Origin of the sequence: Enterobacter bugandensis, from assembly GCF_900324475.1 — a bacterium.
Lineage (GTDB): Bacteria > Pseudomonadota > Gammaproteobacteria > Enterobacterales > Enterobacteriaceae > Enterobacter > Enterobacter bugandensis.
Genome location: NZ_LT992502.1, coordinates 2,221,041 through 2,237,816, shown reverse-complemented (window position 1 = coordinate 2,237,816; position 16,776 = coordinate 2,221,041). Strand labels below are relative to the sequence as shown.

Here is a 16,776-nt window from a genome sequence, read left to right as displayed (position 1 = left end):
TTCCAGTCCACCGCCACCGAGAGATACCCCGCCGTGGCGTTAGAGGCTTCCACCGCGCTCTTGGTGGTTGAGAGCTTCCCGGTACCGTCGTTGTAGTAGATCACCCCGCCGTTGTTGTTGTAGCTGCTGCCCAGGTACAGATCCATGTAGCCATCACCGTTGAAATCCGCCCACGTCATAGACGCCGCCGTGGTGGTATTCGCGGCGTTTACCACAAACACGTTGGTCAGGTTCTGGCCGATGGAGAGCGTGCCGTTGCCATTGTTGTTGATCACGGTGAGCGAGTACGCGCCGCTGCGGTTGGTGTGCTGAACGATATCCACCGTACCGTCGTTGTTCAGGTCGACGCCGGAGATTTCACGCCCGGAGTCGAAATGACCGTAGAAACCGCCCTCCCCGCCGGTGCCGTCCGGCGACAGAACGCCGTTGTTGTTCACCAGGTAGGTCAGTGAGTCCATACCGGCATCGCCGTAAGCCAGATCCAGATAGCCATCGCCGGTTTTATCGTACGCAATCACGCCGCCGTACCAGATGGTGGTCCCCATCGCCAGCTGGCTGGCGTTATAGGTGCTGCCATCGTAGGTCCACATCACCTGAGTAGACCCGGCGTAGGTATTCTCGGTCGCGAAGATATCCTGCGTGCCGTTACGGTCAAAGTCGGCGGCGGTCTGGCTCACCACGTAGTAGCCGCGGGTGTTGGTCAGCGTATTGCCGGCATAGGTCGAGCTATCGCTACTGGAGTAAGCCTGAGTGTTCGCAATGATATTCCACAGACCGCTGCTGTTCATGCCGAGGGTCATGGTGGAGTTGTTGCTGTTCCCCGCCGTGGTTGCCCAGTCGGTATTCACCGAGGTGGTATCAATCACCAGGCTGCCGGTCGCCGTACCGGTGGTATTGCCGTTACCCGCGCTGCTCTTCACCTGCGCCGTCACGCTGTAGCCCGCCACGCTCAGGGCATCGCCGTCCGGGATCTGCAGGTACCAGGTATTGTGATCCGGGTCGACTACTACGGCACCACCCGTCTGGGAGGTGTAGGTTTTCCCGTTCACCGTCACCACCAGGTATTCACCGTTCACCAGGTCGGCGGAGACGGTACCGCTGACGATTGGGGTGGTATCCGAGGTGGTCTGGGCGGTAATCGCCGCCGTGGTGGTCGGGATACTGGTATCAACGTTCAGCACGAAGCCGTCCGATTCCGTGTAGTTACCGGCTTTGTCGGTCACACGCACGATGTACGTGTGGTTGCCATCGCTCAGGCCGTTATCCTGGAAGGACCAGCTTGCGCTGCCGTTCATGGTCACCTGACCGAGCAGAACGCCGTCGCGGTATAGCTGGACGATCTCGCCGTCTTCAGGGGCGCGGTTGAGCGTACCGTTGATCAGCGGTGCGTTATCGTCCGTTGCCACCGCGCTACCAAAGGTGCCCTGACGCTCGCCTTCCCCGTCGGTATAGCTGACCACCGTGCCTACCGTAGCTGGCGGCGTGGTGTCCACCGTCACCACCTGAGAGGCGGTGGAGCCGACGTTGCCCGCCTGGTCGATGATCCGCACCTGGTAGGTGTAATCCCCGTCCGCCAGATTGCGGGTATCCGTATAGCTCCAGCGCTGGTTAGTGACGGTAGCGTCTGACCAGGTATTCCCGCCGTCGAGGCTGATCTGCACCCGTTCGTCGCTCGCCAGCGCGCTGCCCAGCGAGCCGTTGATGGTCAGGGTGGTGTCCATAGTGATGAAATCACTCCCGGACTGCCCGGTATCATCGCTGATGCTGTCGATGGTGATGCCGTACTGCGGCGCCTGGGTATCCACCGTCACGGTCTGGGTGGTAGTGGCACCGACGTTGCCCGCCTGATCGACTACCCGCACCTGATAGCTGTAATCGCCGTCGGCCAGGGTGCGCGTGTCGTTATAGCGCCACTGGGTACCGCTTACCGTGGCATACACCCAGGTGCTGCCGCCGTCCATGCTCACCTGCACGTACTCACCCGCTCCTAACTCTGCGCCAAGCGTGCCATGCAGGGTGTACGAGGTCGAACTGGTCAGGAAGTCGTTATTGTCGAAGCCGGTATCCACGGTGATGTTATCCACCGTCACCGTAATCGCCGCATCCGGGGCGACCGTATCGACGGTCACCTGCTGATGGGCGCTGGCGCCCACGTTGCCCGCCGCATCCACCACGCGCACGTAGTAGTCATAGGTCTGGTTACCCAGCGTACGTCCGTCCACGTAGTACCAGCTGTTGCCGGTGACAATCACGTTCTGCCAGGTGACGCCGCCGTCGATGCTGATCTGGGCATACTCGCCGTCGGCCAGCGTCGCGCCGAGCGAGCCGTGCAGCGTCAGGGACGTATCGTTGGTGATAAAGTCGCTGCTGCTCAGGCCGGTATCGTCGCTGATGCTGTCGATAGCGATCGTTTTGCTGGCGTCCGGCGCAACCGTATCAATCGTCACGACCTGGCTGGCGGTGGCGCTGATATTGCCCGCGTCGTCAATCACGCGCAGCTGGTAGTTGTAATCCCCGTCGGCCAGCGTACGACCGTCCACGTAGGTCCAGGTCAGGCCGCTCACGCTGACGTCGGTCCAGGTGACGCCGCCGTCGAGGCTGATCTGCGCGTGGTCGCCGCTGCCCAGCGCCGCGCCGAGCGTCCCTTTCAGGCTGATCTGGTTGTCGCTGGTGATAAAGTCGCTGCCGGACAGGCCGGTATCCTGGGTGACGGAATCCACGGTAATGGTCGTTGCCGCAGGCTTCGTCAGGTCAATTACCACGTCCTGGCTGTCCGTTGCCCCCACGTTGCCCGCGCTATCGATCACCCGTACCTGGTACTGATACGTACCGTCCGTCAGGGTGCGGCCATCGGTGTAGCGCCACGTGGTGCCGGTCACCGTCAGGTCAATCCAAGTGGTGCCGCCGTCGAGGCTGATCTGCGCCTTCTCGTTATTACCGAGCTGCGCGGTCAGGGAGCCGTTGACCACTACCTGCTTATCGTTGGTGATGAAATCCGTCGCGCTCAGGCCGGTGTCGTTTTGCAGCGAATCAATGCTGATGCCCATCGACGGCGCGGTGAGATCGACGGTGACGGTGTGGTTATCGCTGCCGCTGTTGCCGATGGCGTTGCTGACCTGCGCCTTAATCACGTACGAACCGCCGTCTGCCAGCGCGGTGACGTCTGCGCTGCCCACCGTGTAGCTCCAGGTGCCGTCATTCTGCACGGTCGCCGCGTAGGTTTTGCCGTTCAGGGTGATGGTCACCGTCTGGCCCGCAGGCGCGTCGGTGGTGCCGCTGACGACCAGCGGCGTACCGTGTTCGGCCGCGTTGACGACATCGTCCTGCGCAAAGGTGTTAATGGTGATGGTTGGGACATCGCCGTTCAGCGTCACGTCATGCGTTGCGCTACCCGGATTGCCCGCCCTGTCGCTTACCGACGCGGTAATGGTGTAATCCCCGTCGCTCAGGCCGAGGAAATCACGCCCCGGCACGAAGACCGACCACGTTCCGTCCGCCCCGACGGTCGCCTGATAGCTGTGCCCGCTGAAGGAAACGGTCACCGTCTGGCCCTGTTCTGCCGTGGTGGTGCCGCGGATGGTCTGACCCGCCAACTGCTCCGCGTTGTTGACGATATCGTCATCCGCCACGGTGCTGATGGTCACGGTCGGCGCAGCGGTATCCACCGTTAAGGTGTGCGTGGTCTGGCCGCCGTTACCGGCTTTGTCGTTGACCGAAGCGGTGACCGTCAGCGCCCCCTGGCTCAGGATAGCCAGATCTGCCGCCGGCACATCGAGCGTCCAGGTGCCGTCGCTGCCCACAAGCGCAGTGTAGGTTTTGCCGCCCAGCGTCACGGTGACGGTCTGGCCCGCCTCCGCGCTGGACGACCCGTGTACCGTCAGCGGCTGCTGCGCTTCCAGCGCGTTCAGCATGTCGTCACCCGACAGCGTCGCAATGCTCACGACAGGCGCGGTGGTATCCACGCTGATGCCGTGCGTCGCCGAGGCGCTGTTGCCCGCGCTGTCCTGCGCCGACACGGATACCTGATAGCTCGCGCCATCGGCCAGGGCACCCACGTCTGCGGCCGGAACGGTGGTCGTCCAGCTGCCGTCGTTCTGGATGGTGGCCGTATAGGTCTTGCCGTTCAGCGTCACGGTGACCTGCGTCCCGCTGGCGAACTGGGCGCTGGAGCCGTTAATCACCAGCGAACTACCCGCTTCTGTCGCGTTGATGACGTCGTCACCGCTGAGGGTGTTCACCGTCAGCGCCACGGAAGCCGTGTTCACCACCACATCGTGAGTCTGGGTGCTGCTGTTGCCCGCGCTGTCGGTAATGGTCGCGCTAATGGTCACGGTGCCGTCGGTCAGGGCAGAAATCACGCTGGCCGGAACGCCCACGCTCCAGTTGCCGCTGGCGTCAACGGTGGTGGTGTACTGGTTCGAACCGATGGTGATGACCAGCTTATCGCCGACGCTCGCGCCGGTTGCCGTTCCGCTCACGATCTGCGCCTGCCCGTGCTCCACGCTGTTGATGACGTCATCGCCCGCCACAGCCTTAAAGCTGACGGACGGCGGTGTGGTATCAAGCGTAATCGCTTTGCCCGCGCTGCCCGGGTTACCCGCGGCGTCGCTCACGCTGACCTGCAGGGTGTAACCGTTATCGGCCAGTGCGGAGAGGTCGGTGCCCGGCACGTTGACGCTCCAGATACCGCCCTGCTGCACCTGAGCGCTATAGCTCTTGCCGCCCAGCGTCACGGTGACCGTCTGCCCGGCTTCCGCCGTGGTGGTGCCGGAGATGGTCACGCCCGCAGCCGCTTCGCTGCCGTTAATCACGTTATCACCTGCCACCGTATCAATCGTCACGGTCGGCGCGGTCGCGTCCACGCTGTACTCGCGGCCTGCCGTCGCGCTGTTGCCGTGCACGTTGGTGACGCTCACCTGCACGCTGGCGTCGCCGTCCTTCAGGCCCGCGAGATCCGCGGAAGGCACGGTGGCCGTCCAGTTGCCGTCGGCATCCACTTTCGCGGTGTAGGTTTTGCCGCCGAAGGCGATTGTGACGGTCTGGTTTTCCTCCACGTTCGAGGTGCTGCCCGAGAGCACCAGATCCGCGCCTTTCTCCGCCGCGTTAATCACGTCGTCGGTGGCGATCGCATCGATGCTGATCGCCACGGCCGCCAGATCGACGGTGACGTCGTGACTGATGGAGACCGGGTTACCCGCGCTGCTCTGGCCTGCCACGGTGACGGTCACCGCGCCTGCTGCCAGGGCACCCACGTCTGCGGCCGGGATCGCCGCGCTCCAGGTACCGTTCGCCAGCACGGAGGCCGCATAAGTTTTGCCGTTAACGGTCACGGTGAGCGTGGTGCCCGCCGCCAGCCCGTCGCTGGAACCGGTGACGATCAGGTTCTGTCCGTGCTCGATGCTGTTGATCACATCATCGCCCGCCACGGTATTGATACGCAGACCCGGCAGGCTGGCGTCTATAACGATTTCGCGCTCGCCCGCGCCGGTATTGCCGTGGCCGTTGGTGACGGTCGCCGACACGGTCAAATCGCCGTTGCCCAAGGCCGTCAGGACGGACTCCGGCACGCTCACGGACCAGGTCAGGTCGCTCTGCACCGTCGCGGTGTAGCTGTTGCCGCCAATGTTCATCGTCACCGTGTTACCGGCTTCCGCGTTCGCCACCTTACCGGTGATGGTCTGGCCTGCCGCCACTTCTGCCGCGTTGATGACGTTATCACCCGCCACGGTGTTGATGGTGACGGTCGGCAGCGCGGTGTCGACCAGCAGGTTCGCCGTATTGCTGACGCTATTGCCCACGCCGTTGGTCGCGGCTGCGCTCAGGGTGTAATTCGCTTCGCCCAGACCCGCCAGATCCGCCGCCGGAACCGTCAGGCTCCAGGTGCCGTCTGCGGCGGTCGTTGCGGTGTAGTTTTTACCGTTGAGGGCCACGGTCACCACGGTGCCTTCCGCCAGGTTGGCGCTGGTGCCGCTGACGCTTAGTTCCTGACCTTTTTCCACCGCGTTCAGGACGTTATCGCCGCTGATGGCGTTAAAGCCCACGGACGGCAGCCCGGTGTCCACGGTGACGTTATGGCTGCCGCTGCCGGTGTTGCCCGCCGCGTCGGTAACAGATGCAGTGACGGTCACGGTGCCGTCGCTGAGACCGGAAATCACGCTGGCCGGAACGCCCACGCTCCAGTTCCCCGCCGCGTCCAGCACGGTAGTGTACGTCTGGCCGCCAATCGTGACGGTGACCTTATCGCCCGCTGCTGCGCCGGTGGCGGTGCCGCTGATGATTTGCGCCTGCGCGTGCTCGGCGAGGTTGATCACGTCATCGCCCGCCACGGTGTTGATGGTCACCGCAGGCACGGTCACGTCCACCGTCAGGTTATGGTTTACGGATGCCGGGTTGCCCGCCTTGTCGCTTACGCTCGCGGTCACGGTGACGCTGCCGTCGCTGAGCGACGCCAGATCCGCTGCCGGAACGTTCAGCGTCCAGCTACCGTCCGCGCCGACGGTTGTGGTGTAGTCTTTGCCGTTCAGCGACACGGTCACGGTCTGGCCCGCTTCGGCGGTGCTGGTGCCGGAAACCGTCAGGTCAGACTGCGCTTCCGTGGCGTTCAGGATGTCGTCAGTCGCCATCTTATTGATGGTGACGGATGGCGCGGTGGCATCCACGCTGTACTCGCGGCCCGCCGAGGCGCTGTTGCCGTTCACGTTGGTGACGCTCACCTGCAGGCTGGCGTCGCCGTCCTTGAGGCCCGCCAGATCCGCAGCCGGCACGGTATAGGTCCAGTTGCCGTCTGCTTCTACGGTAGTGGTGTAGATTTTACCGTTCAGGCTCAGGGTGACGGTCTGCCCGGCTTCCACGTTGGTGGTCGCGCCGGACAGCACCAGATCCGCCCCTTTCTCCGCAGCGTTGATCACGTCGTCGGTGGCAATGGCGTTGATGCTGATGGCAACAGAGGCCAGATCGACGGTCACATCGTGACTGATGGTAATCGGGTTACCCGCCGCGCTGTCGCCAGTGACGCTGATTTTTACTGTGCCTTCCGGCCACGCGCTCACGTCCGCAGACGGAACCGCCGCGCTCCAGGTGCCGTCCGCCAGCACCGTCGCCGCATAGTCTTTGCCGTTCACGGTAACGGTCAGCGTAGTGCCCGCCGCCAGCCCGTCGCTGGAGCCGGTGACGATCAGGTTCTGCGCATGCTCAATGCTGTTGACCACGTCGTCGCCCGCCACGGTGTTCACGCGCAGGCCCGGCAGGTTAGCGTCTATCGCGATCTCACGCTCGCCGCTGCCGGTGTTGCCGTGGCCGTTGGTGACGGTTGCCGTCACGCTCAGGCTGCCGTTGCCGAGTGCGGTCAGCACATCAGACGGCACGTTCACGGACCAGCTCAGATCGTTCTGCACCGTTGCGGTATAGCTGTTGCCGCCAATGGTCACGGTTACGGTGTTGCCCGCTTCGGCATTCGCCACGGTACCGCTCAGGGTCTGGCCTGCCGCCACTTCCGCCGCGTTGATAACGTTATCGCCCGCCACGGTGTTGATGGTGACGGTCGGCAGCGCGGTGTCGACCAGCAGGTTCGCAGCGCTGCTCACGCTGTTGCCCACGCCGTTGGTGGCGGTCGCATTGAGGGTGTAACTTGCCTGACCGAGACCGGCCAGATCCGCAGCCGGAACCGTCAGGCTCCAGGTGCCGTCCGCAGCGGTCGTTGCGGTGTAGTTTTTACCGTTGAGGGTCACGGTCACCACGGTGCCTTCCGCCAGGTTGGCGCTGGTGCCGCTGACGCTCAGATCCTGACCTTTTTCCACCGCATTCAGAACGTTATCGCCGCTGATGGCGTTGAAGTTGACCGATGGCAGACCGGTATCGACGGTCACGTTATGGGTGCCGCTGCCGGTGTTGCCCGCCGCGTCGGTAACAGACGCAGTGACGGTCACGGTGCCGTCGCTGAGGCCGGAAATCACGCTCGCCGGAACGCCCACGCTCCAGTTACCCGCCGCGTCCAGTACGGTGGTGTAAGTCTGGCCGCCGATAGTCACGGTGACCTTATCGCCCGCTGCCGCGCCGGTGGCGGTGCCGCTGATAATCTGCGCCTGACCGTGCTCGGCGACGTTAATCACGTCGTCGCCCGCCACGGCGTTGATGGTGACTGCAGGGACGGTCACGTCCACCGTCAGGTTATGGTTTACGGATGCCGGGTTGCCCGCCTTGTCGCTGACCGATGCGGTAACGGTGACGCTGCCGTCATTAAGCGCCGCCAGATCCGCCGACGGAACGTTCAGCGTCCAGCTGCCGTCCGCGCTGACGGTTGAGGTGTAGTCTTTGCCGTTCAGCGACACAGTCACGGTCTGGCCCGCTTCGGCGGTGCTGCTGCCGGAAATCGCCAGGTCAGACTGCGCTTCCGTGGCGTTCAGAATGTCATCGGTCGCAATAGTATTAATGGTGACGGATGGCGCGGTGGCATCCACGCTGTACTCGCGGCCCGCAGAGGCGCTGTTGCCGTTGACGTTGGTGACGCTTACCTGCACGCTGGCGTCACCGTCCTTCAGGCCCGCCAGATCTGCCGCTGGCACCGTGGCGGTCCACTTACCCTCAGCGTCCACCGTGGCGGTGTAGTTCTTGCCGCCGAAGGTGATGGTGACGGTTTGATTTTCCTCCACGTTTGAGGTGGTGCCGGAGAGCTCCAGATCCGCCCCTTTCTCCGCCGCGTTAATCACGTCATCGGTGGCAATGGCGTCGATGCTGATAGCGACGTTCGCCAGATCCACCGTCACATCGTGGCTGATGGAAACCGGATTGCCCGCGCTGCTCTGGCCTTCAACGGTCACGGTGACCGTGCCCGCTGCCAGGGCACTTACGTCCGCAGAAGGGAGAGCCGCGCTCCATGTACCATCCGCCAGTACCGTCGCGGGATAGGTTTTGCCGTTGACGGTAACGGTCAGCGCCGTGCCTGCGCTCAGGCCATTGCTGGAACCGGTAATAATCAGGTTCTGTCCGTGTTCGATGCTGTTGATCACGTCGTCGCCCGCCACGGTGTCCACGCGCAGGCCCGGCAGGCTGGCGTCTATCGCGATCTCACGCTCGCCGCTGCCGCTGTTGCCCACGCCGTTCGTCACGCTGGCGGTTACAGTCAGATCGCCGTTGCCCAGCGCCGTCAGGACCGATTCCGGTACATCGACGGACCAGGTCAGATCGCTCTGCACCGTTGCGGTGTAGCTGTTGCCGCCAATCGTTACGGTCACGGTGTTGCCCGCCTCGGCATTCACCACCTTACCGCTAATGGTCTGGCCGGCAGCCAGCTCCGCCGCGTTGATGACGTCATCGCCTGCCACGGTGTTGATCGTGACGCCCGGCAGAACGGACTCCACGTTGACGGTGTGCGAGGTGCTGGTGCCGTTGCCGACGCTGTCCGTTGCGGAGGCAGTGACGGTGTAAAGCGCTTCACCCAGTTGCCCCACTTCGCTCGCCGGAACCGTCGTGGACCATTGGCCGTTGGCCTCAACCGTGGCGCTGTAGGCTTTGCCGTTGAGCATCACGTTCACCACCGCGCCCGCCGCCAGTCCGGAAGCCGTACCGGTGATGGTCAGATCCTGCGTTTTCTCGCTGCTGTTGATCACATCGTCACCGGAGACGGTGTCGATGGTCAGCACTGGCGCGCTCAGGTTGACTTCCACCTCGCGCGTCGCGCTGTTGCTGTTTCCGGCTTTGTCGGTCAGCGCCGCGGTGATGGTGTAATCCCCGGCGGTCAGGGCACCGACGTCCGCCGCAGGCACGCCCACGCTCCAGTTGCCGGACGCATCCAGCGTCGCCGTGTAATCTTTGTTATTGATGGTGACGGTCACCACGTCGCCCGCCGCCGCGCCGGTCACTGAGCCGGTAACGATCAGAGCCTGCCCGTGCTCGGCGCTGTTGATCACGTCGTCATCGGAAACGGTGTTGATGGTCAGCTGTGGCACGGTGGTATCGACCAGCACATCGCGAGCCGCGGAGGCCGGGTTGCCCGCTTTGTCCGACACGGCGGCGCTGACGGTATAGTTCCCGTCGGTAATCGCGCCCACATCAGCAGAAGGCACGGTCACGCTCCAGCTGCCGTTTGCCTGCACGGTGGTGGTGTAATCCACGCCGTTCAGCGTGACGGTCACGGTCTGGCCCGCTTCGGCGTTAGAGACGCCGTTGACGACCAGATCCTGCTGCGCTTCGGCGGCATTGATGATGTTGTTGTCGCTGACGATTTCGATGGAGACCGTCGGCGCGGTGGCGTCCACGCCGTATTCGCGTCCCGCCGAGGCGCTGTTGCCGTTCACGTTGGTGACGCTCACCTGCACGCTGGCGTCGCCATCCTTCAGGCCAGCCAGATCTGCCGACGGCACGGTCGCCGTCCAGTTGCCGCTGGCATCCACTTTCGCCGTGTAGGACTTGCCGCCGAACGTGATGTAAACCGTCTGGTTCTCTTCCACGTTGCTGGTAGAACCTGAAAGCACCAGATCTGCGCCTTTTTCTGCCGCATTAATCACATCGTCGGTCGCAATCGCGTCAATGCTGATAGCAACCGTCGCCAGATCGACCTTCACGTCGTGGCTGATGGAGACCGGGTTGCCTGCCGCGCTATTTCCCTCGACCTTCACGGTGACCGTGCCTGCGCCGAGCGCGCTGACGTCTGCCGCCGGAATGGCCGCCGTCCAGGTACCGTCTGCCAGCACCGTGGCCGCGTAGGTTTTGCCGTTGACGATCACGCTCAGCGCCGCGCCCGCTGCCAGGCCGTCGCTGGAGCCGGTAATAATCAGGTTCTGCGCATGCTCAATGCTGTTAATCACGTCGTCGCCCGCCACGGTATCGACGCGCAGGCCCGGCAGATTGGCGTCGATGGTGATCTCGCGCTCGCCGAAGCCGGTGTTGCAGTGGCCGTTAGTGACGCTGGCTGACACCGTCAGATCGCCATTACCGATGGCGGTTAAGACCGCGGACGGCACGTTGACCGACCAGCTCAGATCGTCCTGAACCGTCGCGGTATACGTATTGCCGCCGATTGAAAGGGTGACAGTGTCACCGCTCGCCGCGCCGCTCACCTTCCCGCTCAGGGTTTGTCCGGAAGCGACTTCCGCCGCGTTAATCACGTCATCGATGGCGATTACGTTAATGGTAACCTGTGGCAGCGCGCTGTCGACCAGCACGCTATGGCTGGCGTTCGCGCCGTTGCCTGCGCTATCGGTCACGCCTGCCGTGACGGTATAGCTCGCTTCGCCCAGCGCAGAGACGTTCGCCGCCGGAACGGTTACGCTCCAGCCGCCGCTGGCGTTGGTGGTCGCGGCGTAGCTGATGCCGTTCAGGATCACCGTAATGGCTGTACCTTCCGGCTGGTTGCTGGTGCCCGAAATCAGCAGATCCTGGCCTTTCTCGACCGCGTTAATCACGTCGTCAAGCGCCAGGGTATTGATGGCAATCTCCGGCGCGGCCAGGGAGACGTCAAATTCATGCGTGGCGGTGGTGCTGTTACCCGCTTTGTCGGTGAGGGTCGCGGAGATCGTCTGCTCGCCGTTAGCCAGCGTGCCCACGTCTGCCGCCGGAACGCCCACGCTCCAGCTTCCGGACGCGTCCAGCATCGCGGTGTAGTCTTTGCCGTTCAGGGTGACGGTAATGACGTCACCCGCCTGCGCGCCCGTGACCTTGCCGGAGACGATCAGCGCCTGGCCGTGCTCGGCAATATTCACAATGTCGTCGCCCGCGACGATGTTGAAACTAATCTGCGGTACGGTGGTATCCACCAGCACGGAGGCATCCGCGCTGGCCGGGTTGCCGGCTTTGTCGGACACGGTCGCCGTGACCGCCGCGCTGCCGTCGGTGATGCCCGCCAGATCGGCTGCCGGCACGACCAGCGTCCAGCTGCCGTCGGCCTGCACCTGCGCGGTGTACTGGTTGCCGTTGAAGGTTACGGTAACCGTCTGGCCCGCTTCGGCAGTGGACGTTCCGCTCAGGGTCAGATCCTGCGCTGCCTCAGCCGCGTTCAGCATGTTGTCGCCGCTGATGGTATTGATGGTCACCGTTGGCGCGGCGGTATCGATGCTGAACTCCTGCGCAGACGACGCCGCGTTGCCGTTCAGGTTGCTCACGCTGACCTGCACGCTGGCGTCGCCGTCCTTCAGGCCGCTCAAATCGGCTGCCGGTACGGTGTACGTCCAGTCGCCGTTGGCGTTCACCGTCGTGGTGTAGGTTTTACCCGCAAAGGTGATGGTGACGGTCTGGCCCGCTTCTACGTTCGCGGAGGAGCCGGAAAGCACCAGATCCTGACCTTTTTCTGCCGCGTTGAGCACGTTGTCCGCGGTCACGCTGTTGATGCTGACGGCGACCGGCGCGAGATCGACGTCCACGACGGTGCCGATAGTCACCGGGTTGCCGGAAGGGTCCTGCGCGCTTGCCTTGATATCCAGCGAACCGTCCGCCCACTGGGACACGTCCGCTGCCGGAACCGCCGCCTGCCAGGTACCGTCCGCCAGTACGGTTGCGGAATAGATCTTGCCGTTAATGGTCACCGTGACGGTGCTGCCCGCTGCCAGATCGGTGCTTGAACCGGAAACAATCAGGTTCTGAGCGTGCTCAATGACGTTAATGACATCATCACCCGCCACGGTATCAATACGCAGGCCCGGCAGTTGGGCGTCGATGGTGAAGTCCAGCGAAGTCGAACCGGTGTTGCCGTGCGCGTTGGTGACGCTGGCCGATACGGCCAGTTCGCCGTTGCCGAGCGCGGTTAACTGGCTCTCGGTTAACGGCAGGCTCCATGAGAGATCGTCCTGCACGGTAGCGGTGTATGTCTGACCACCGAGGATAATCGTGACGGTATCGCCCGATGCCGCGTTAGAGACCTTCCCGGTCAGGGTTTGCCCTGCGGTGACTTCCGCCGCGTTGACGATATTGTCGGTCGCGAAAGTGTTGATAGTGACGACCGGCAACGCGCTGTCCACCAGCACATCGTGCGAGGTTGAGGCGCTGTTGCCCACATTATCGGTAACGCTCGCCGTCACGGTGTAATTGGCTTCGCCCAGCGCGCTCACCGCAGAGGCAGGCACGGTGACGCTCCAGCTGCCGCTAGCGTTAGTGGTGGTGGTGTAGTTGATACCGTTCAGGTTTACAGTGATGGTGGTCCCTTCCGGCTGGTTGCTGGTACCGGAAAGCAGCAGATCTTCACCCTTCTCTGCCGCATTGATCACGTCATCTACGGCCAGGGTGTTAATACCGATAACAGGCGTCACGGTATTCACCACCACATCCAGAGAACTGCTGCCGGTGTTGCCGGAGCGATCGGTCACGGAGACGTTAATGGTCCATGTGCCGTCCGTCAGCCCCTGAACGACGGATGCAGGCAGGCCGAGGCTCCAGTTGCCCGCCGCGTCCACCGCGGTGGTGTAGTCCACGTTATTAATAGTGATGGTGACCAAATCGCCCGCCGCCGCGCCAGTGACGGAGCCGCTCAGGATCTGCGCCTGAGAATGGGCCAGCTGGTTAACGGTGTTGGTGTCGGTGACAAAGTCATTAATGGTCACCTGCGGCACGGTGGCATCCACCAGCCCAACGCGGTCCGTACTGCTGCTGTTACCTGCCACGTCGCTGACGGAGGCCGTCACGGTGACAGTGCCGTCTGCCAGCGCGCCAACGTCGGCGGCAGGCACGTTCAGCGTCCAGGTGCCGTCAGCTTGCACGGTAGTTTGATAGTTTTTGCCGTTCAGCGTCACGGTGACCGTCTGCCCCGTTTCAGCTGTTGTGCTGCCGCTGAGCACCAGATCCTGCTGCGCTTCTGCCGCATTGATGATGTTGTCGTCGGTCAGATTATCGAGCGTAATGGCGGGCGGCTGCGTATCGACGGTTACCACGCGTGAGGCGTCCGCGCTGTTGCCGCTGACGTTAGTCACGCTGACGCTTACCTGCGCCCGCCCGTCAATCAGCGTTTCCATGGCGTTCGCCGGGACGGTCAGGCTCCAGGAGCCATCCTGCTGCACCTGCGCGGTAAAAGTCTGGTCGGCAAATTTCACCACCACGGTTTGCCCCGCCTCCACGCCCTGCGTCTGGCCGGAGAGGGTTAAGTCGCTCCCTTTTTCTGCCGCGTTCAGCAGGTCATCACCGGAGACGGTATCAATGGTGACCGCCACGGCGTTGAGATCGAGTTCAATCGGGTGTTCAGCCGCAACGGTGTTGCCCCAGGCATCTTCCGCGCTGACGCTGACCGTCATACCTCCGGCCGTCCAGGCTTGCAGATCCGCAGCAGGAACGCCAATGCTCCAGCCGCCGCTGGCGGTCACCACGGCCTGATAGTCGACGTTGTTGATGGTGACGACAATCGGCGTACCTGCGGCCAGATGGGTGCTGGCGCCGGTGACGGTCAGATCCTGCTGTTGCTCGATGGCGTTGATCACATCATCGCCGGAAATGGTATTTACGCGCAGACCCGGCAGTTCCGCGTTGATATTGATATCGCGCTCGCCGGTGCCGGTATTACCGTGCCCGTTGGTCACGGAGGCGGTAAAGGTCAAATCCCCGTCGCCGAACGCCTGAAGATCCGCTGAAGGGATCGTGACGTTCCAGGTCAGATCGCTGCCCACCGTGGCGCTGTAACTCTTACCGCCAACGGTAACAGACACCGTATCGCCCGCCGCCGCGCCGGTAACGCGGCCACTGAGGGTTTGGTCCACTCCCGCTTCGGCGTTATTAACCAGGTTATCCCCCGCAAAGGTGTTAATGATCACCTTCGGCAGCACGGTATCGACCAGCAGATTCGCCTCTGCGGAGCCGCTGTTACCCACGCTGTCGGTGCCGCTGACGCTGACGCTATAGAGGGTGTTCGCCAGATTCAGGACGTCGGATACCGGCACCTGAACCGTCCAGATACCGTTTTCGACGGTCGCCTGATAGCTGACGTTGTTCAGCGTCACGGTAACGGCGCTGCCGTCCGGCAGATTGCTGGTGCCGCTCAGGCTCAGCGGCTGCATTGCCTCCCGGGCATTCAGCACGTTGTCCTGGCTGATGGCGTCAATCGTAAATTCCGGCGGGTTGCCGCTCAGCGCAATGCCGTGCATGGCGCTACCGGTGTTCCCCGCTGCGTCGGTGACGGAGACGGCAATGGTGTGGTTGCCCTCACCCAGCGCGCCGACGACGGAGGCAGGAACGCCCACGCTCCAGCTGCCGTCTACCTGTACGACGCCGGTGAAGGTCTGGCCGCCAACGGTCACGGTGACGACATCGCCTGCCGCCGCGCCGCTCGCCTGCCCGGAAATAATCTGCGCCTGTCCCTGCTCGCTGGTGTTGAGGATATCGTCGCCCGCGACGGTGTTGATGGTGACGACCGGCGCGTTGGTATCTACCGTGAAATCCGCGGTCACGGACGAGCCGTTGCCTGCTTTGTCGCTGACGTTCACCGTCAGGGTGTGGTGACCCTCATTAAGGGCATGCACCTCGCTGGCCGCCAGCGTGACGGACCAGGTGCCGTCGCTGCCCACCGTGGCGTTATAATTTTTGCCGTTCAGCGTCACCGTCACAATCTGCCCGGCTTCCGCGTTGGTTTTACCACTCAGCGTCAGCGGCTGGTTGTGCTCAGCGGCATTAATGATGTTGTCCTGCGCGAGCGTATCGACGGAGAGCGTTGGCGCAGCGGTATCCACGCCAATCGTCTGGCTTCCGCTCACGGTGTTACCCGCCGCGTCTTTGCCGCTGACGCTGACGGTCCAGGTACCGTCGCTGAGCGCCTGCGCGTCTGCCGCAGGCACGTTAACGCTCCACGCGCCGTCTGCTCCCACCTGAGCGGTGTAGGCTTTGCCGTTCAGCGTTACGGAAACGTCGGTTCCCTGCGCCAGATGCTGGCTGCTGCCGGACAGCGTAAAGCCTGCGGACTGTTCGCTGGCGTTAATCACGTTGTCACCCGCCGTTGTCGCCAGCGTAAGCGTGGCCTCGGACGTAGAAACGGTCACGGTGATGTTGCCCGCTGACGTGGTTTTACTGCCGTCGATCTGCACCACCGACCAGGTGTGCTCTCCGTCGGCCTGGGTCGGGAGTTTTACCGTCCAGGTGCCGTCTTTACCGACCATCGCGCTGGCGATGGTGCTGCCGCTGCCGTCTTTAATCTGGATGGTCGCGCCCGGCTGACCGGTACCGCTGAAGGTCGGCGCGTTATCGTCCGTGAGGGCGTTTGCGCTCAGCACTCCCTGCTTGTCGCCCACCTTGTCCGACAGCAGGAAGGTCGGCGTGGCGCTTTCCACTTCTTTTGTGTTATCAATGACTTTCGTTTTGGTTTCGCCGTCACCGCCGTGGGCCAGCAGTGCGCCGATAGCACCGCCGCCTAACGCCGCCCCTGCAATCCAGCCCCACGGGGCATCGCTCAGGGCGCTTCCCTGCTCCAGGAAGGGTTCAATGCTGCTAATGGGTGTGGCCTGCGCGGTTAATTCAGTAGCGGCAACGCCTGATGCTTCCCCGGCATCGGCAAAAGAGAGATGAGTCAGTTCCTGCCCGTCGTTGAACACCAGCTCTGACTGATGTTGGGTTTCAGGATCTTCAACAAAATAGTTATTGCAGCGAATAACGCTGCCGTCCTTCATATAAATGAGAAGGTCTTTACCCTGGCGGACATAACGCACCACGTCCTGAGCAGAGCCCTGAATTTCAAGCACGCTCGGCGATGAAATAGAGACCGACAGATTCCCTTCGCCGGTTAATTTCGTTTTCTCCGCCGTTTTGCGAATGATGACATCAACAACCTTTACGTTACTCATATTCCTCTCCTTGCAGGTGTACGGATCCCTGTGGATA

The 16,776-nt window shown here is 63.0% G+C and carries 1 pseudogene; it reads right to left on the bottom strand.

The annotated features are described in order from the left end of the window. Window positions 1-194 precede the first annotated feature (194 nt). Window positions 195-16,739 (bottom strand): annotated as a pseudogene (locus DG357_RS10915) (Ig-like domain-containing protein); the annotation flags it as partial. Window positions 16,740-16,776 lie beyond the last annotated feature (37 nt).